Source organism: Lactobacillus sp. M0403, assembly GCF_016101265.1.
Lineage (GTDB): Bacteria > Bacillota > Bacilli > Lactobacillales > Lactobacillaceae > Lactobacillus > Lactobacillus apis.
In genome coordinates, this window is the sequence record NZ_JACFQV010000001.1 from 329,601 (window position 1) to 347,166 (window position 17,566).

16 protein-coding genes are annotated in these 17,566 nt (G+C 38.5%); 4 read left to right on the forward strand and 12 right to left on the reverse strand.

The window, feature by feature from the left end:
• Window positions 1-4 precede the first annotated feature (4 nt).
• From asnB to H3T48_RS01450, 3 genes are all read right to left on the reverse strand, one after another.
• Entirely contained in the window at window positions 5-1,954 is a 1,950-nt protein-coding gene (gene asnB / locus H3T48_RS01440; RefSeq protein ID WP_074425922.1) for an asparagine synthase (glutamine-hydrolyzing), read from the reverse strand.
• A 109-nt stretch (window positions 1,955-2,063) separates the two neighbouring features.
• Window positions 2,064-3,461, reverse strand: coding sequence for a metallophosphoesterase (locus H3T48_RS01445; RefSeq protein ID WP_198187956.1), 1,398 nt, complete (start codon window positions 3,459-3,461; stop codon window positions 2,064-2,066).
• Between the two features lie 54 nt (window positions 3,462-3,515).
• A complete protein-coding gene (locus tag H3T48_RS01450; protein ID WP_046307854.1) occupies window positions 3,516-4,001 on the reverse strand; it encodes a hypothetical protein in 486 nt (161 codons plus the stop codon).
• A 209-nt stretch (window positions 4,002-4,210) separates the two neighbouring features.
• On the opposite strand from H3T48_RS01450, the gene H3T48_RS01455 reads away from it, so the two are divergent.
• Window positions 4,211-4,777 carry a DNA-3-methyladenine glycosylase I gene (locus tag H3T48_RS01455; RefSeq protein WP_198187958.1) on the forward strand — a complete coding sequence of 189 codons (567 nt, stop codon included), beginning with the start codon at window positions 4,211-4,213 and terminating at the stop codon, window positions 4,775-4,777.
• 62 nt (window positions 4,778-4,839) lie between these two features.
• Here the strand turns inward: H3T48_RS01455 and phnE (H3T48_RS01460) are convergent, their stop codons facing one another.
• The 7 genes from phnE (H3T48_RS01460) to H3T48_RS01490 form a co-directional block, all read right to left on the reverse strand.
• Entirely contained in the window at window positions 4,840-5,652 is an 813-nt protein-coding gene (phnE, locus tag H3T48_RS01460; protein ID WP_198187966.1) for a phosphonate ABC transporter, permease protein PhnE, read from the reverse strand.
• On the reverse strand, window positions 5,652-6,455 hold the full coding sequence (gene phnE, locus H3T48_RS01465) for a phosphonate ABC transporter, permease protein PhnE (RefSeq protein WP_198187968.1): 804 nt from the start codon (window positions 6,453-6,455) through the stop codon (window positions 5,652-5,654). The genes phnE (H3T48_RS01460) and phnE (H3T48_RS01465) overlap by 1 nt, the downstream gene beginning before the upstream one ends.
• Complete coding sequence (phnC, locus tag H3T48_RS01470) at window positions 6,448-7,221, reverse strand: phosphonate ABC transporter ATP-binding protein (RefSeq protein ID WP_046307862.1); 774 nt, start codon at window positions 7,219-7,221, stop codon at window positions 6,448-6,450. Before phnC ends, phnE (H3T48_RS01465) begins: the two co-directional genes overlap by 8 nt.
• Window positions 7,222-7,240: 19 nt before the next feature.
• A complete protein-coding gene (locus H3T48_RS01475; RefSeq protein WP_198187971.1) occupies window positions 7,241-8,173 on the reverse strand; it encodes a phosphate/phosphite/phosphonate ABC transporter substrate-binding protein in 933 nt (310 codons plus the stop codon).
• Between the two features lie 36 nt (window positions 8,174-8,209).
• Complete coding sequence (locus tag H3T48_RS01480; protein ID WP_158593031.1) at window positions 8,210-8,353, reverse strand: hypothetical protein; 144 nt, start codon at window positions 8,351-8,353, stop codon at window positions 8,210-8,212.
• A 146-nt stretch (window positions 8,354-8,499) separates the two neighbouring features.
• Window positions 8,500-9,429: a phosphate/phosphite/phosphonate ABC transporter substrate-binding protein gene (locus tag H3T48_RS01485; protein ID WP_074425955.1), complete on the reverse strand. Its 930-nt coding sequence runs from the start codon at window positions 9,427-9,429 to the stop codon at window positions 8,500-8,502.
• Between the two features lie 456 nt (window positions 9,430-9,885).
• Entirely contained in the window at window positions 9,886-10,353 is a 468-nt protein-coding gene (locus tag H3T48_RS01490) for a universal stress protein (protein WP_046307865.1), read from the reverse strand.
• Window positions 10,354-10,494: 141 nt separating this feature from the next.
• On the opposite strand from H3T48_RS01490, the gene H3T48_RS01495 reads away from it, so the two are divergent.
• Entirely contained in the window at window positions 10,495-11,295 is an 801-nt protein-coding gene (locus H3T48_RS01495; protein ID WP_198187972.1) for a tyrosine-protein phosphatase, read from the forward strand.
• 19 nt (window positions 11,296-11,314) lie between these two features.
• Window positions 11,315-11,791, forward strand: a complete 477-nt coding sequence (locus H3T48_RS01500) for a nucleoside 2-deoxyribosyltransferase (RefSeq protein WP_074425931.1) — start codon at window positions 11,315-11,317, stop codon at window positions 11,789-11,791.
• A 582-nt stretch (window positions 11,792-12,373) separates the two neighbouring features.
• Here H3T48_RS01500 and H3T48_RS01505 read toward each other — a convergent pair.
• Both H3T48_RS01505 and nagA read right to left on the reverse strand, forming a co-directional pair.
• Window positions 12,374-13,042: a type 1 glutamine amidotransferase gene (locus H3T48_RS01505; protein ID WP_198187975.1), complete on the reverse strand. Its 669-nt coding sequence runs from the start codon at window positions 13,040-13,042 to the stop codon at window positions 12,374-12,376.
• A 216-nt stretch (window positions 13,043-13,258) separates the two neighbouring features.
• Entirely contained in the window at window positions 13,259-14,413 is a 1,155-nt protein-coding gene (nagA, locus tag H3T48_RS01510; protein ID WP_198187983.1) for an N-acetylglucosamine-6-phosphate deacetylase, read from the reverse strand.
• 154 nt (window positions 14,414-14,567) lie between these two features.
• Here nagA and H3T48_RS01515 point away from each other — a divergent pair, with 154 nt between their 5' ends.
• Window positions 14,568-17,558 (forward strand): TIM-barrel domain-containing protein, encoded by a 2,991-nt coding sequence (locus H3T48_RS01515; RefSeq protein ID WP_232349834.1) that lies wholly within the window; start codon window positions 14,568-14,570, stop codon window positions 17,556-17,558.
• Window positions 17,559-17,566 lie beyond the last annotated feature (8 nt).

The following is a 17,566-nucleotide window of genomic DNA, read 5'->3' on the forward strand; positions in this document are numbered from 1 at the left end:
CCTATTAAACTAGCTTTCCTTGTTCAATCAAGCTAGCCACTTCTGGTTGCACACGTTGATACTTAGAAACTGTTTCATCGTAATCAACAAAGAATAATTTGTACCAAACAAGGAACGTGTAAATTGTCCAGATTTGGCGACGATGTGAGCCATCGCCTTTGTAATTTTCATCAAGTAATTGCAAAATTTTGTCTTGCTCAAAAATGTCATTAACAAAATCTTCGCTGAACAAGTCACGCACTTGTTGATAAAAGCGTGGCTCTTGCAACCATTCTTTGATTGGGGTTGGGAAGCCTAACTTAGGACGCTTAGCCCATTCGTCTGGCAACACTTTTTCTGATGCCTTACGCAAAGCGTATTTAGTATCATGCTTGTTAACCAAGTAATCGGTTGGAATTGAGTTAGCACGTTCAGCAACCTTGCGGTCAAGGTATGGCACACGCAATTCTAGCGAATGAGCCATTGAAATCTTGTCGGCCTTTTGCTCAATATCATTTAGCATGAAGTGGTGCAAATCAATGTATTGCATTTGACGAACGTTATCAAGATCTTTAACCTTTTCAAAGTCCTTTTGATAAATACCATTAACGGTTAATTTGTTGCGGTATGATGGCTTCAACACGCCATTAGCGTCTTCTGAAGTGAAGATAGTTGGGTAATCCATGTCATAAATGACTGATTGACCAACGTAAAATTCGCTTGGTTCAGCCAAGTTGGTGTACATGTGAACCTTGCCAGGGAAGTTTGGCATCTTTTTAATCTTATGTGCCAATTTAACCCTTGTCTTCTTCGGCAACTTTTTACATTGAGAAGTAAAGACCTTAATAACGTTGTTATGCGTGTGCATCCCGTAGTTAACGTAGCCGGCAAATAATTCGTCCGCACCTTCACCAGATAAGGCAACCGTAACGTGCTTACGCGCCATCTTGCACAAGTACCAAAGAGGAATGATTGACGGGTTAGCGTCGGGTTCATCCATGTGGTACTGCATTTCTGGGAAGTCATGCATTGCCTCGTCAGCTTTAACCTTGTCTGAATAGAAATTCCAACCATTCATATCGGCTAGAGCCTTAGCCTTAGATGCCTCATCATAAGTTGCATCGTCAAAGGAAATTGAGAAGACATCATCAGGATTTAAGATGCTGGTAATGTAACTGGAATCGACCCCTTCTGATAAGAAGGCGCCAACAGGAACATCTGCAATATGGTGCAACTTAACTGATTCATGTAAATCTTCGTCAATTTTATTAACCGTTTCTTCAAAACTAAGCGTGTTAGCCTTATATTCAGCGTCCCAGTATTGATGGGTCTTCATTTGACCGTCTTTATATTCAAACCAGTGGCCTGCTGGGAACCGCTTGATGCCCTTAAAGAAAGTCTCATCAAGGTCATTATATTGGTTCATCAAGTATGGTTTAACTGCTTCTGTATTAAGGCGACGCTTAAAACCAGGGAACTGCAAGAAACTCTTGATTTCTGAACCAATAATCAAGTGACCATTCTCATCGCTGTAGTAAAGTGGCTTGATACCAAAGAAATCACGGGCGCCATACAGCGTTTGAGTGTTATCATCCCAAATGGCAAACGCAAACATGCCCCGGATACGCTTAAGTAAGCCATCCATACCCCACTCTTCAAAACCGTGCAACAGAACTTCTGTATCCGATTTAGTGGTAAATGTATGACCTGCTTCAATCAATTCGTCTCTTAATGGTTGGAAGTTGTAAATTTCACCATTAAAGATAATTGCCTTTGTTTTGTCTTCATTGTAAATTGGTTGGCTACCGCCACGTAAATCAATGATTGATAATCTTCTAAAACCTAAAGCAACTTTATCGTTGGTGTAAAAACCATCTGAGTCAGGACCACGGTGCATGATCGCTGCCATCATTTTGCCAATAGCTGCTTGCTTATCATTTATTTCTGGATTATAAAATGCGACAATTCCGCACATAGATTTATCTTCCTTAATTAATCTTAGTTAGTAACCTGTTAGTTTTTAAGTTTAACTTTCACATTATAAGATAATGGCGGCCAAATTCCAAATTGTCCACCCATTTTACCTAAATGTAAAAGATTCTTCGCCTGCTGGCAGCCCCATAACCAAAGGCCTGGATTACGTGCCGATGCAAATCAATGTTTACAACGTAGCCAGCAAATTCAGTTTGATGATCGATTTGACGATTCCAATTCTTATTATATTTAGTCGTCAAAACATGGTTCGGTCCCATTAAAGCTGAGCAGTTAAACAAAATATACTGGATACCATTTATTCTGAACTGGTCTTCAACGTGGCGGTGACCACAGAAGTAAGCAATAATCCGGGCATTTTTCACATTAGTAAAATCAAAGTCATTTGCTAAGCGAAATTCTGGTGGGATACCGCTGCTTGAATGCATTTGCCCTTTTTCACCCTGGTTAAAAGCCACTAGTAGTTCGTGAAGGGACCGGCCGTTGTACTTAAGCGCATTCGAGCCCTTGCGGTTAATCGGATTGCCATGGCTCATAAAGACAATGCTCTTATTGGATGATTGTTCTAAGATTTCAATGATTTCTTCCATCTGATCTTCTCTGACAGCCAAAGTGATTTTGGCATCGTAACGCTTTTGACCCTGAGCATTTAAAATGTAGGGCAAGTCAGTGGTGTTGACTGAAATGAAGCGGATATCATCGACATCATAGTAACAAACGCCGTGTTGGCGTGAAATATAGTGCACACCTTGTTGTGCATACATTGCCGGCCACATGATCTTTTCAAATTCATTCTCGGGGAATGATGCTTTTAAGTCATGATGCTCATCATACTTGTCGTTTTCGTCATGATTGCCTTTAATCATCAAGTATGGCACTTTGGTTGATTTAAACGAATCACGTAACTTAATTAGTTCGCTTTCGCCTAAGAAGCCCGTGTCAGAGCCATCAATCCAGTCACCCAAATGCACCTTGAGATCAAGTAGCCCAGAGTCATCAAGATAGGAAAATTCGTTAACATGAGTTAAACCATTCCAGCCGTAAAAATCCGTACTATTACTATCCTTATAGTGGGTATCAGTAATCACACTAACATTGACAGAATTTTTACCCTCATGCGTCCGCTCCTTGACACGTTTAATGAATTCATCAAGGTATTCTTCCACAATATAACGACGCCCAGTTTTGCGATTAACAAACGCACGGTATCGTTCTAATTCAGGACTAAATTCACGCACATATTCTGGCGCTAAATTATCAGCACTTTCTAAACTGAGTGCCTGATGCAAAACATCATTTTCATCTTTATAAACGGTCAGATTATATGGCAAACCTTGGGGTGTATGTTGCGCTGTATCAACATGATATTCACCGACCGTCACATATTCCTGCATTGGATCGAGTGAATTTTTCCTTTTATTAAAAAGACGGCGCATTTTAGCCCCATTTTTCCGATCAAATAATCCCATTGAATACTTAAAAACATTCATTATTGTGCCTCAACCCAAAGAAAAAAGCCGGGCGGTCAGCCACAGCTTCAGAAACTACGCGTTATCTGCCAATGCGTGGGCTGCTAAGCCGATTGACAAAACTGCATCTTTAGACAATACTTCTTGTAACACTTTAGGTGCAATTACTTGAACAGCACCGATTACCTTTAAGCTGTAAGTAACCACGTGTAAATCAACTGACTCATTATAAAAATCGTCTTCATAGGGATTTTCATGATTATAAGTCAGATTAATTTTATTCTGATCAGCATAACCGTCAACATGGTTAGTTAAGATGCGGTCATGTAAATCAGTTAATTGCTCTGACAAGTTAATCAAAGTAAGCTTGTGGTCACTTTCAGTTTCATAGTATTGCTCTTGAGTCATGCCAAAATAGTCTTTAACTGGCTTGTGCAATACATGCAAATTATCAATCACACGATAAACGGCCTCAGCATCAAAGTCTGTTTCTTTATTTAAAATACTTTCTTGATTATCGGCCAAATTATCGGCCAGAGTCATTGTATCTAACTTTTCCATGATATCCTCCTAAAGTTCATTTTATATTATACCAAAAAAACTATTATTGCACTTTTTGTGAGCAAAAATTTTACCTTTCGTTAATGGGTTTTTAAACCAGATTTTACTCACGCTAAATAAGAGCTAATAATATTTATTTAAAAAAGAAAAAACAACTTTTTACGTATCTAATATTGATAGCAAAAAAATATTATTAAAGGAGACTCACGATGTCTGAACTTATCCGCTGCCCTTGGGGCACAAAAGACGACTCATTAATGCAGCAGTACCACGACCATGAATGGGGCAAGCTCAATCTTGATGAGCAATATTTATTTGAAATGTTAACTTTAGAGCTTTTCCAATCTGGTCTAAATTGGTCAATGATTCTGCATAAGCGGGAAAACTTCCGAAGGGCTTTTAAAAACTTTGCACCAGCAGAAGTGGCAAAAATGACTGATGATGACATTGCACTTTTAATGCAGGACAGCTCAATTGTCCGTAACAAGATGAAAATCACGGCTACACTCAAAAATGCAAAGGCGATTCTAGCAGTTGATGCCAAAGAAGGCAGTTTTGCTCATTACTTGCAGCAATTTGTCAAAACGCCAATTGTTCACCATGCGCAAACTGCCGAAGAAGTACCAAGCACCAGTAAAATCACCGTGCAAATGGCCAAACAAATGAAGAAGGACGGCTTTTCTTTTGTTGGTCCGATTACACTGTATTCATTTTTACAGTCAGTTGGCTTAATTAACGATCACCTTGAAACTTGTTCATTTAAATATCAAGGTTAAACAAAAAGCTGGACTACTTCTTGAGTAGCCCAACTTTTTTAATTGATTCAATCGTTTTATTTTTAAACTAACTTCTTCCGAATCCAACCGGAAATCCAGTCAATGACAATTACCATGATGATAATACCAAGCAGGATAATTCCTACCCGATTCCATTGCCGGTATTGTAAGGCAATAATTAGCGGATAGCCGATACCACCGGCACCAACCAGTCCAAGAACCGATGCCGAACGAATCGAAACATCAAATCGGTATAAAGTATTGGAAATCAAGGCTGGCAAGAGGTTTGGTAAAATCGAAAACATGACCACATTGGTTTTTGAACCACCAGCGGCAGTAACTGCTTCGTTAGGACCATCTTCCAAGTTTTCAATTGCTTCTGAAAATAGTTTAGCAAGCATCCCGACCGAGTGGAAACCTAAGGCCAAAACACCGGCTGCTGAACCCGGGCCAACAGCTTTAATGAACATCAAGGCCAAAACAATTTCTGGAAATGACCGAATAATCGCCAAGACAATTTTACCAACCCGTGAGACATACCACTTTTTGTGTCTTGTATGTGCTGCCCAGAAGGCAAACGGTAAGGAGATAATTGCCGAAATAAAAGTTCCTAAAAAGGCAATGCAGACGGTATCCCACAATTGTGAAACCAAATCTTCACCCGTGCCGTTATAGACATACGACCAATCGGGGTGGAAAATACCAGAGAAAATGGCACCTGCAATTTGACCTGCAGTTTGCTTAATTCCACCAAAATCAATGCCAGTGCATGACCAAACAATCAGTAGAATGGTTACGATCGCCAGTGCCCAATGCGCTATGCGCTTTTTCTGATCGACTGGCTTAGGAGGCAGTTTTTTCATTGAAGTATCCATTATTTCATCAACGCCTCCCTTGATTTAGAAGAAACATAGTCGATAAGAACTACGACTAAAATAATTGCAATGATAATCGTACCGGTCTTAGGATAATCAAAGACCTGCAATGTTTCTTGCAAATAAAGTCCAATACCACCAGCACCGATATAACCCAAGACAGTCGATGCACGAACGTTTATTTCAAATGCGTATAAACAGTATGAAATAAAGTAAGTCATAACCTGTGGCAAAACGGCAAACACAATGATTTGCAACTTATTAGCACCAACCGCAGTTAAGGCCTCAATTGGACCAGAATCAATTGTTTCGATTGCTTCATAGAACAACTTAACAACAATCCCAAACGTACAAATTGCCAAAGCTAAGATACCTGCAACAGGGCCAATACCAACAATTGCTACAAATATTGCTCCTAAAAGCAAATCAGGAACCGTTCTAATAATGTTCATAATGACTCTTAAAATGCCGGTCACTGCCTTATTTTTAACAATGTTGCGAGCAATCAATAACGAGTAAACAAAGGCAAGAATTGATCCGATTACTGTACCCAAGATTGCCATCTTGATGGTTTCAAGGATTAACGGAATAACGGCACCTAAGTATGACCAATTTGGATGCAACATTTGCAAAAAGATATCTGCAAATTGCCCAAAGTTAGCAAAAAGTGCGCCTAAGCTGGTTTTGGTTACTTTAGTTGAAACAACTAAACCAACAACAAAGAGAATAATCCATAATAAGTTCAAAATTTTGAACTTTTTCTTTGGCAGTGTCATTAGAGTTTCTTCTTCAGTACTACTCATCTTGGTCACCACCGGAATAGATTTGATCAAATGTTTCTTTAGGTGTTTCACTCATTTTGCCATCGTAAATGATTTCACCGGCACGGACACCGATAACCCGTTTACCAAATTCTTGTGCTAATTCAACACTGTGTAAATTGATTACCACGGTCATGCCATGCTTTTCATTAAGCATCTTTAAGTCTTGCATCACACGACGCGAAGTCTGTGGGTCAAGTGAAGCAGTTGGCTCATCAGCCAGAATAATATCAGGATCTTGCGTTAACACCCGTGCGATTGCTACACGTTGTTGCTGTCCACCGGACAACTCATCAGCGCGTGTGTAAACCTTGTCTGCAAGGTCAACTTGTTGCAATGCATCATAAGCGCGTTGCTTGTCTTCTTTAGTAAAGAGGTTGAGGGTACTCTTCCAGGTTGGGTAATAACCAACGCGACCCGTCAAAACATTGCGCAAAACACTTGAACGTTTAACCAAGTTGAAGCTTTGAAAAATCATACCGATATTTCTACGCAACATCCGTAGTTCTTTTCCCTTAGCTTTGGTAATTGACTCGCCATTAATTAGAATATCGCCTTCAGTAATATCAATTAACCGATTTATTGAGCGCAAAAGTGTTGATTTACCAGCACCAGACAAGCCGACAATAACGACAAATTCACCCTTATTGATCGTTAAATTGATGTCCTTTAAACCAACAACATCTTTGCCATAGACCTTTTTAACGTTTTTTAATTCAATTACTGGCTTAACTGCAGAATCTGCCATTATAAACTTCCTTTATCTCTTATTTTTTAGTTGATGCGACAATTTTGTCATACTTACGAACAGTATCGAAGTCGCTGTCCTTACTTGGAACGTATCCTTCATGAGTATAAATGCTTTCGATAATCTTCTTACCCTTCTTGGATTTACCGATATCAATAAATGCATTTGCTAACTTCTTACGGAATGATTTAGACATGCTTGGAACAACGGAAATTGTGTCATTTGGAATTGGCTTAGTAAAGTAGATTGGCACAACTTGATCCATAATCTTAGGGTTGTCTTTCTTCACAATTGTACGTGCATCTTCAAAGACAAATGCTGCATCAGTATCACCGTTTAAAACGTTCAAAACTGATTGGTCCTGTCCTGTAACAGTAACTAATTTACAGCTCTTCTTAACATCAAGACCTTTTTCCTTCAATTCAGCGATTGGATAAACGTAACCAGCTGAAGAAGTTGGACTTTGGATGGAGATTGATTTACCCTTTAAGTCCTTCCATGACTTAATTCCTGAACCCTTTTTAACTAAAATTTCAGCACGATAGAAATTAACTAAGTCCTTAGTTGGACGGCCGCCAGGTTGCTTAACGCCGTATCTTTGTGCTTGTAATAAGACATCAGCAGCGCCTTGCTTGTGTGCTAACACATAACCACTTGGTGGCAAGAAACCAACATCAACTTTCTTGGATTTCATAGCTTCGACAACTGTGTTGTAGTCAGTTGACATTGAAACGTGAACTGGAATGCCTAAGCGATCAGATAACATCTTTTCCAAAGGCTTTGCGCGTGATTCAAGTTCAGTAGCAGCTTGACTAGGAACAAACTGAACGTTCAATGACTTTGGTGTGCCATTACTACTGTTATCGCTCTTGCTTTTACCAGAACATGCAGTAGCCATTAATGCAACTAACATAACGGCTGCACCAGCTAAAACTTTTTTAAATTTCTTCATCGTGCCCTCCCAGACATAAAAAAAGACCTAATCTAATTAACACGTAACGTGAATTATACTAAGTCTTTTGGTAATAACATTATTAATTAAGAAACGAACATTACCCTCTTTTTTAAGGGAACGAAAAGAGCTGCCAACAATGTCTTTGATGAATGCTGTACGCAATCCATACTTTTGCATGCCTCTAACTCCCCTTTCGACAGTCCGTAAATTATTCTTACAAATAATAGCAGAAATGTTTCCTTTAGAAAAGTAATTTAATCGGAAAACTTCGTCTGAGACCAAATTTGAGGTAAATGCGTTCCAAAATAATAACTTAGTCTGGTTTATTTTTTAGTTGAGGCAATGATCTTGTTATATTCACGAATGATATCGTAATCACTGTCTTTAGCGTAGGTATATCCTTCTTGATTGTAGACACTTTCGATAATTTTCTTACCCTCTTTAGAATGAGCAATCGAAATGAATGCCTTAGCTAACTTCTTTTGGAAAGCTTTTGGCAAACTTGGAATAACCGAAATTGTGTCGTTTGGAATTCTTTGTGAGAAATAGATTGGCACAACTTGGTCCATAATCTTAGGTTCGTCGGCCTTAACGTTGTTACGGGCATCCTCAAAGACAAAGGCTGCATCAGTGTCACCATTAAGTACGTTTAGTACGCCTTGGTCTGCACCCTTAACTGAAACAATCTTGCAGCTCTTAGTTACATCGAGTCCCTTTTTCTTCAGTTCTGCTACTGGGAAAACATAACCGGAATCGGAAGTAACATCTTGAACAGAAATTGACTTACCCTTTAAGTCCTTCCAACTCTTAATTGATGAACCTTTCTTGACTAAAATTTCACTTCTGTATGAGCTAACCAGTTTCTTAGTTGCTACACCGCCCGGCTGTTTAATGCCGTAACGAACTGATTGCAAAAGTAAGTCAGCCGCACCTTGTTTATGAGCCAAAATGTATGCATCAGATGGTAGGAAACCAACTTCAACTTTCTTTGACTTCATTGCTTCTACTAAGCCGTTATAGTCAGTTGACATTGAAACATGAACTGGAATGCCTAGACGTTTTGATAATAATTTTTCCATTGGCTTTGCACGAGCTTCGAGCTTGTTGGCACCAACACTAGGAACAAATTGGACATTCAGTGACTTTGGCGTACCATCACTTTTTGAAGTTGATTTACCACTTGAGCAGGCAGTTAAGCCGGCGGTTAAAAACAATAAGAAAAATGCTAACAGAAATTTCTTAACTTTTGACAATTTCATTTTTTACTCCTTAAAACTAACGATATTTCGACAATCTGTTTGTTAACAATTTTTTAGATGATTACTGCTTATTATTACTTCATCTTCTTTCACAAGTGGTAAAAATCCCAACAAAAAAGAGCACGACGTTTCCAATTACATCAAGCTCTGTTTGATATTGTTATTAGCAAAATGAACAAATAAGTCTGCCATTGAAAAAAGTTGTAGTTGCCCAAAAAATTTATTTGTTACATTTTTTGTTCTCATTTTTCGGCGCCTTTCTCAAAAAGCAGCATTACGTTCGTTACAATAAAATAATATCATAAATATTCGCAATTTTATACAAAATTAGCGATAATATTTAAATTATCGTTTTAAAAATATAACAATCACGAACAAAGGTGCAACAACTTTTTTGCGATACAAAAAGGCATACACCAAGGTGTATGCCTTAAATTTTTAAATTCAAGATTATTTAAGTGGCTTATTATCAACGTCCGTACGTACAATAAGTACATCAGCCAATGCATGCTGGTTAACATATTCGGTTACTGAACCCATTAACATTCTCTCAACCGCGTTAAGACCAGTAGCTCCCATAATAATCAAATTATTATGATGATCTTTAATGAAGTCATAGGAAATAATAGCTTTTGGACTGCCGTAGCGGATGTGGTAATCAAGATCATCAAAACCTAGGTTGTCATGAGCCCAAGTCTTCAGACTCTTAAGGTACTTTTCTGCATCTTGTGTCATCTGATAAACGGTATCACCGGTAATTAGTGTGTCCTGCATTTCCCCTAAAAATTGTCTAGTATCAATGACGTTTAGAACATCAACGTGGGCATTTTCAGTCATTGCGATTTTAACTGCTTTATCAAAGGATCTTTCAGCTGATTCTGAACCGTCAACTGGAACTAAAATTTTGTCTTGTTTCATACTTGTGTCCTCACCCTTTAGAAATTCTTTCTAAGCTTATTTTAACATAGTTTCGGTAGCAGTTACTTTTTTTATAATTGTTTGGACATAGCTTTATTGTTAAAATGAATTTTATGTCAGAAAGTAAGGGTGGAGAATGCAATGACGATAAAATTAGAAAATCAATTACTTAACATCAAAAATGGTCGTAACTTTCGTGAGTTAGGCGGCTATCAAACTAAAGACGGCAAAACGATTAAGAAGCATAAATTAATCAGAACTGCTAACTTAGCATCACTTGACGAAAACGACCTCAAGTATTTACAAGATTACGGCGTAAAATACGTCGTTGACTTCAGAAGTGAAGACGAAGTTGAACGTGAACCTGATCGTGTCCCAGAAGGTGCAACTTATGATTTTGACCCTGTTTTTAGCGAGGACTTGACCGATTCTTCAAAAGGAATTGATGAGGTCTTAAGCCAAGATAACAAAGACCCTAAAGCTGGCTATCATCATATGTTTATCGCCTATGATGATATGATTAAAAGTGAATCAGCACAACGTGCTTATCGAAAATTCTTCGATGTCCTACTTACAAACGATGAAGAAAACCGCAGCGTGATTTTTCACTGTACAGCCGGCAAAGATAGAACTGGTTTTGCGGCACTTCTGGCACTATCTGCACTAGGCGTTCCGCTAGACACAATTAAGCAAGATTATCTGTTCACTAATGCCGCAACGACAGACTTTGTTAATGGTTTTCTTCAAAAAGCAAAAGATGAAGGCGCAAGCGATGCAAACCTAAGCAACATAAAAGATTTGCAAACTGTGCATCCAAAATATATTGATCATGTTATTGAAACATTACAACAAAATTATGGTGGCGTTGAAAACTATTTACATGATATGATGAAATTAACTGATGAAGAGATCAGTAAGTTGCGTAAAATTTATCTGAATTAACATTAAAAAGGAGACACAAATGAACAAAGCAAAGACTGTTTACTTTGGTGCAGGCTGGTTCAACGAAAAGCAAAATAAAGCTTATCAAGATGCGATGAAAGCTTTAGAAGCTAACCCAACCATTGACCTTGAAAATAGCTATATCCCACTTGACAACCAATACAAGGGAATCGATGTTGGTAAGCACCCAGAATACTTACATGACCGTGAATGGGCAACTGCAACCTACCGTGGTGATTTAACAGGTATTAAAGCAAGTGACATCATGATTGGTGTTTACTTACCTGAAGAAGAAGATGTTGGTCTTGGGATGGAACTTGGTTATGCAATGAGCCAAGGTAAATACATTGTCTTAGTTATCCCTGACGAAGATTACGGTAAGCCAATCAACTTAATGAGTTGGGGCGTTTGTGATAACGCAATTAAAATTAGCGAACTTAAGGACTTTGACTTCGACAAAGCACGTTTCAACTTCTACGATGGTGCTGTATATTAATATAAAAGTTTTATTAAAGTGCTTCATGATGGACAGATAGACATTCTGACTATTACGGAGCATTTTTTGTTATCCGCTTTTAGCGGACTTTTTGGAATTTCACCGCTTTTAGCGGACTTTTTGAGCACATCGTGGTAAAATAACTATGAATAATTAATTTGATGATCCATCTGGATCCACACAAAAACGCTCTATCGGTCAAATAGAGCGTTTTTGCATGCTAATTACCAAGAAGGAAGGCAACTTTACTTCTTGCTTTTCTTGCCATTTAGCCAATGCTTTTCAACTATGAAAACTAGCAGTTCCCTAGTTAGGCCAAGAAAAAATTGAGTAATTAATTTGATAATATCCATTGGATTCACCCCCTATCTATGTAAGATAGGCTGTTGCCTCCGTCTGTATTATAGCAAATACTAATTTATGATTGAGATGACAATTTAACTAATTTGTTATCGTCATAAAAAGCTTATCGGCTTTAGTTTCCCTATAGAAGCTAGTATCGACTGGCATAGACTATCCAATAATACTAGCAACACAAAAACAGAAAGCAAATTTAAACCTTATTTTTGTAATAGTTATTAATTAGCCTTGAGCAAGATAATCTAAAATACTAAACATTGCTTCTCGATTAGTATCAGGTATTACTTTACTGATAATTTGCTCTGCTGTTTGATTTAAGACAGATCCTTCAATGTACTGTGCATCATTTACTACAATTTCATTGATATTGTTTTGTTCAGGTTCCAAGTGAAACTGCAGTCCGACAGCTTTGTGACCTAAAACGAATCCTTGATTAGTCAAGTTTTCGTTAGAAAAAAGCACATCAGCTTCTTCAGGTATCTCAAACATTTCTTCATGCCAATGTAAAACAGTTAGTTCTTGTGGCAAATCACTAATCTTGTCTGACTTTAATTCAACTGGTGCCCAGCCTACTTCTTTTACCGGCGCCTTTATAATCTGGCAACCTAGTGTTTTGGCAATTTGCTGTGCACCGTAGCAAACACCCAAGATAGGAACATCTTTATCTAGCAGTTCCTTAATGAGTTGCCGTTCCTGCGCAATCCATGGTAAATCATCATTTGGACTCATTGGCCCGCCCAAAATAACTAAAAAGTCAGTTTGCTGTGCTGTTGGTAAGATACCGAATTGGTATGGATGATAGACATAAAAATCATGATGATGTTGTTTTGCCCAAGCTTCAATTGAGCCTGGTCCTTCATTTGGGGTATGTTGTAAAACATTGATAATCATTTTTTCTCCTACTAACATTAACTCTACTTTTTAATTATTAATAATATCAATCTATTAATATTATTTAAAACTATTTGTGTAATTTTAGTACCGTTAACTTTAATGAAAAGTGAGTACTAATCATGAATAAAAGAAAAAGCAGATTCGGGAAAGCAAATATTTTCCTAACAAATAAAGCACCATGATTTTAAAACCATGGTGCTTTTATTTTTGAGCTTAAGCCTTGTAACGTGATTTACCGTTCAAATAAGTTTCGCTTAAAGTCATATCTGGGGTCAAAACAATGAAGTCCGCAGCCTTATCAGGTGCAATCGAACCACATTTATCCAAGACATTAGCGCTTTTAGCTGGAACATAAGATGCCATCATTATAGCTTCTTCAGGAGTTGCTGCATTCCAGTCAACAACATTTTTCACTGCTGTATTTAATTGTAAAATACTGCCGGCAAGATTATCGCCATCTTTTAAGCGAGCCATACCATCTTTAACGTATACAGGTAATTCGCCAAGCATGTAGTCGCCATCAGGCATCATTCCTGCTTCCATACAGTCAGTAATTAAACAAATGTGCTCTGGGCCCTTAACCTTAATTAACGAGCGTACCATTTCCTTTTTAACGTGGTGACCGTCACATATTAATTCATCAGTCACATTATGTAAGTCCATTGCTGCATTGGAAATTGAAGAATCATGATGTGACGGATCAGGCATTCCGTTAAAAGTATGGGTAAACATAGTTGCACCCGCTTCAACACATCTTTTAGCTTGATTATAAGTAGCACTTGAGTGACCTAATGATACAACAACGCCTTCTTTTGTCACTGTGCGAACAAATTCTTTAGCGCCTGCCCGTTCTGGAGCAAGTGAGATTTTATTTAGTAAACCTTCAGATTGGTCACGCCAGTCATTAAATTGCTTAACACTAGGGTCTAGTAAGTACTTAGGATTTTCTGCCCCAGCATGTTCAGCAGTAAAGTATGGTCCTTCGAAATGTAAACCTTGGATTTTTGCACCAGTCTCTTCACCTTTATGTGCACCAAACATCTGACAAATTCTAGTCAAAGTGGCTTCATCAGCAGTATAGGTCGTTGGCAGCCAACTGGTAACACCGGAACGTAAAAAGCCTTCAGAAAGACGGTTGATTCCATCCCACTCACTTACCATTACATCTTCTTTTAGTGAGCCGTGAACATGTGTATCAACTAGTCCGGGAGCAATCCATTTACCAGTATATTCGACAATTTTACCTTCTGGTTTCTCATCTTCCGAGTAATAAAAGCCAAACTTGCCGTCATCTTGGATTTCTAGATAGCCGCCATCTTCCGTTACATTTTCAAGGAAAAATTTATCTGCGTGAATATAATAGGTCATAATTTTTGCCTTTCTTTTAAAACTTGTAAATTCGCTTTCAAAATCAATTTTAGACTAATAAACTGGTCATTACCAGATGAATTATAAATATAACGGAAAGTTTTCGATTTTTAGTTATAATAGGTATAAGAAGACTAAACAGGAAGCAAAAATTATGATACAAGAACCGCAAACAGATAAACATCAAATTGGAGCTTTAACAGGTGCAAGCAAGCGCGATAACTATTACGAATTGCACTTTGAAACAGGGGAAATTGCCCGCTTTTATATCTTGGCTGATGGTATTTTCCGCCTTTTACTTGATCCAAAGCAACAATTTAATGAAGAAAATTCCGCTTTTATTCAGTTTGAACATTTTAATAACAATGCCTTTGAGAAATCACGTGTCCGTGCAACAAATGATTCCTTAATTATTCATTCCGGTAATTATCAAATCATTTTTTGGCAAAAACCGGCTATCATGAGTATTTTCGATGAAACATTGCATGGCACCCGTATGGCCCAATCCAGTCCAATTGAAGTTGGCGCGCAACAGACAACTGAATTTTTAGATCAAGATAAAAATGAATTCTATTTTGGTGGCGGCTTGCAGAACGGCTATTTCAGTCATAAAGGTAGAAAAATCAAAATCAAACGTGACCATATTACTGGAAAAGGTGGCGTCATTAGTGAAGTTCCGTTTCTCTGGTCAAACAGAGGTTACGGTGAATTACGTAATACCAGACAAGCTGGAACTTATGATTTTGGTAAAACTGACTCTAAAATTACTACGATTAGTCACCAGGATCAGCTATTTGACAACTTCTATTTATTAGGTTCTACACCACAAGAAATACTCAGCAAATTTTATCGATTAACTGGTAAGCCTGCAATGTTACCAAAATATGCACTAGGTTTAGGGCATATTGGCAACTTCTGTACAACAATGTGGCAGCCAAGTAAGGCTGCCGTTCGCAACGCAACCAAAATTGACGGTAATTTTTACACACGGACCAAAAACGAAGAACTTGCATCCCATAAGGCTTCCCTCAACGGAGAAGAAAACTATCATTTCTCTGCGCGTGCAATGATTGACCGCTATCAAAAAGCCCACTTTAAGTTAAGTTGGTTTGTGCCTAATTATAATGTCACAGCCGCAAATGATGCTTTAGCCTTTTTCAATGATTATGCAGTTAATCAAGAAGTTGCTCCTGGTTTTTGGCATCAAGATGATCTTGCACTACCTGAAAAAACTGTTTTCGCCTTTACATCAGATGTTGATTTAATTGATTCGGATAAGACTAAATTACAAAATCAGTTGCAAGGCAAGCGCACTATTGTTTTCAGTGATAGTGGTTCAGTTGGCACACAAAAAGATGCCGCACTCATATATGGCGATGTTGGTGGCAATTGGGAAAATATTGCCACTCAAGTTGCCGGCCTTGTTGGTTCTAATTTATCAGGTCAGCCACTTGCTGGTGCAGCCATAGACGGCACAGTTGGTGGTGGTAACGCCCAAATTACTGTACGTGATTTTGAGTGGAAGGCATTTACGCCCCTACTATTCAATCTTGATGATCAAGGACAATACAGCAAAACACCGTTTGCTTATAATCGTAAAATTACGGATATTAATCACGCATACTTACAATTGCACCAACGCCTGCAAAGTTACCTTTATACTCTCAACGCCCAAGCAAGACTGGGCCAGCCAATTGTGCGTCCCTTATTTATCGATTTCCCTGAAGAGCGCACCAATTATACTGAGATGTTTAGTAGCGAGTTCATGCTCGGCGATAACCTGTTAATTGCACCAATTACCAGCGGGCGCGAAAATGAGCAAGGTGATTCACTTAAGGACAATCTTTACTTACCGGGCAAGCAAACAATGTGGATTGACCTATTCACTGGCCAAAAGTACGCCGGTGGTCGGGTTTACAATAATCTTTTATATCCAACCTGGCACCTACCTGTTTTTGTCCGTGGTGGCAGTATCTTCAACTTTGGCAAGCGAGATTATGTCATTTATCCACAAGGTACTAGTCATGGTGTGACCTATGATGATAATGGCGCAGTTGATTTTGAAAGCAATCACAGCCAGACAAGAATCACTAGTTCGTTTGACGAAGAAAAATTGGTTGTCACAGTTGAGCCTACTGAAGGCCAATATCCTGGGCTAGAAAGTGACCAACCAACAGCTCTAATTTTGATGTGCGACGCTTATCCTGAAAATGTTGAAGTTAGGGTTAATGATCAAATCGTACCCCTTCAGGTATACGGCACACTCGATGCGTTTGATCACGCAAGTGAAGGAATTTTTTACAATACTAACTATAGTTTGTCTGAATTCTCGCAGTATCATCTGCCAAAACAAACTGCGCTTCAAATCAAGTTAGCAAATTATCCGGTCGCTACTACAAAAATTGAAGTCACTATCCGCGATTTTTCATACAGTAGTGAGGTTTTGGGACACGAAATTACAAGTGGTGTTTTACCTTCGCCTAAGCTACCGTCAGTTGCTTCAAGCAAAATTTCAGCTCATTCATTCGAATTAGCGTGGACTCATCCTGCCAAAGTACAAGTTGAAATTAACAATCTTCTCTACGAAGGCATCGAAGGCACTAGCTTTACGTTCCACGAATTGCTTCCTAACACGCGCTACATCATACGGATGCGTTACGTAATTGGCAATAAAGTTTCAGAATGGTCAGATCTTTTTGGTGTAATTACTAAACATGCCGCAGAAGACTATGCCATCCAAGAAATTTCTGTTACAAGCAATTTTACCAGCAAAGCTAATCATCCACTTGATTACCTAACAGACCTAAAGCTGGCTAGCGAGTGGCAAACAAGTGAACCGGTAAGCCCTGAACATCCCTTAGAATTGACTTTCAAATTCAGTGACGTTGAAAAATTAAGTCGCATGGCCTTTGTTCCACGCAACATTGATCATGAAGGTGACCCAACCGAAATTAGTCTGGCAGTTTCAACTGATAACGAAAACTACCATGTGTATGCAGACCATGTCACTTGGAAAGCAGACAGTAAGAATAAGGTAATTGGTTTGCGTGATGTGCGCGCCAAATCAGTTCGCTTAACTGTTTATCGCTCTTCCGGTCCGATGGTTGCAGCACGCGAAATAATTTTCTATCGTGCTAAAAGATAATTAATAAA

Coding starts and splice junctions, on each gene's coding strand:
- nagA (WP_198187983.1), bottom strand. CDS start 14,413: ATGACCTATTATATTCACGCAGATAAATTTTTCCTTGAAAATGTAACG.
- H3T48_RS01445 (WP_198187956.1), bottom strand. CDS start 3,461: ATGAATGTTTTTAAGTATTCAATGGGATTATTTGATCGGAAAAATGGG.
- H3T48_RS01475 (WP_198187971.1), bottom strand. CDS start 8,173: ATGAAGAAATTTAAAAAAGTTTTAGCTGGTGCAGCCGTTATGTTAGTT.
- H3T48_RS01450 (WP_046307854.1), bottom strand. CDS start 4,001: ATGGAAAAGTTAGATACAATGACTCTGGCCGATAATTTGGCCGATAAT.
- H3T48_RS01490 (WP_046307865.1), bottom strand. CDS start 10,353: ATGAAACAAGACAAAATTTTAGTTCCAGTTGACGGTTCAGAATCAGCT.
- H3T48_RS01455 (WP_198187958.1), top strand. CDS start 4,211: ATGTCTGAACTTATCCGCTGCCCTTGGGGCACAAAAGACGACTCATTA.
- H3T48_RS01505 (WP_198187975.1), bottom strand. CDS start 13,042: ATGATTATCAATGTTTTACAACATACCCCAAATGAAGGACCAGGCTCA.
- phnE (WP_198187968.1), bottom strand. CDS start 6,455: ATGAGTAGTACTGAAGAAGAAACTCTAATGACACTGCCAAAGAAAAAG.
- H3T48_RS01480 (WP_158593031.1), bottom strand. CDS start 8,353: ATGCAAAAGTATGGATTGCGTACAGCATTCATCAAAGACATTGTTGGC.
- H3T48_RS01515 (WP_232349834.1), top strand. CDS start 14,568: ATGATACAAGAACCGCAAACAGATAAACATCAAATTGGAGCTTTAACA.
- H3T48_RS01495 (WP_198187972.1), top strand. CDS start 10,495: ATGACGATAAAATTAGAAAATCAATTACTTAACATCAAAAATGGTCGT.
- H3T48_RS01500 (WP_074425931.1), top strand. CDS start 11,315: ATGAACAAAGCAAAGACTGTTTACTTTGGTGCAGGCTGGTTCAACGAA.
- phnE (WP_198187966.1), bottom strand. CDS start 5,652: ATGGATACTTCAATGAAAAAACTGCCTCCTAAGCCAGTCGATCAGAAA.
- phnC (WP_046307862.1), bottom strand. CDS start 7,221: ATGGCAGATTCTGCAGTTAAGCCAGTAATTGAATTAAAAAACGTTAAA.
- asnB (WP_074425922.1), bottom strand. CDS start 1,954: ATGTGCGGAATTGTCGCATTTTATAATCCAGAAATAAATGATAAGCAA.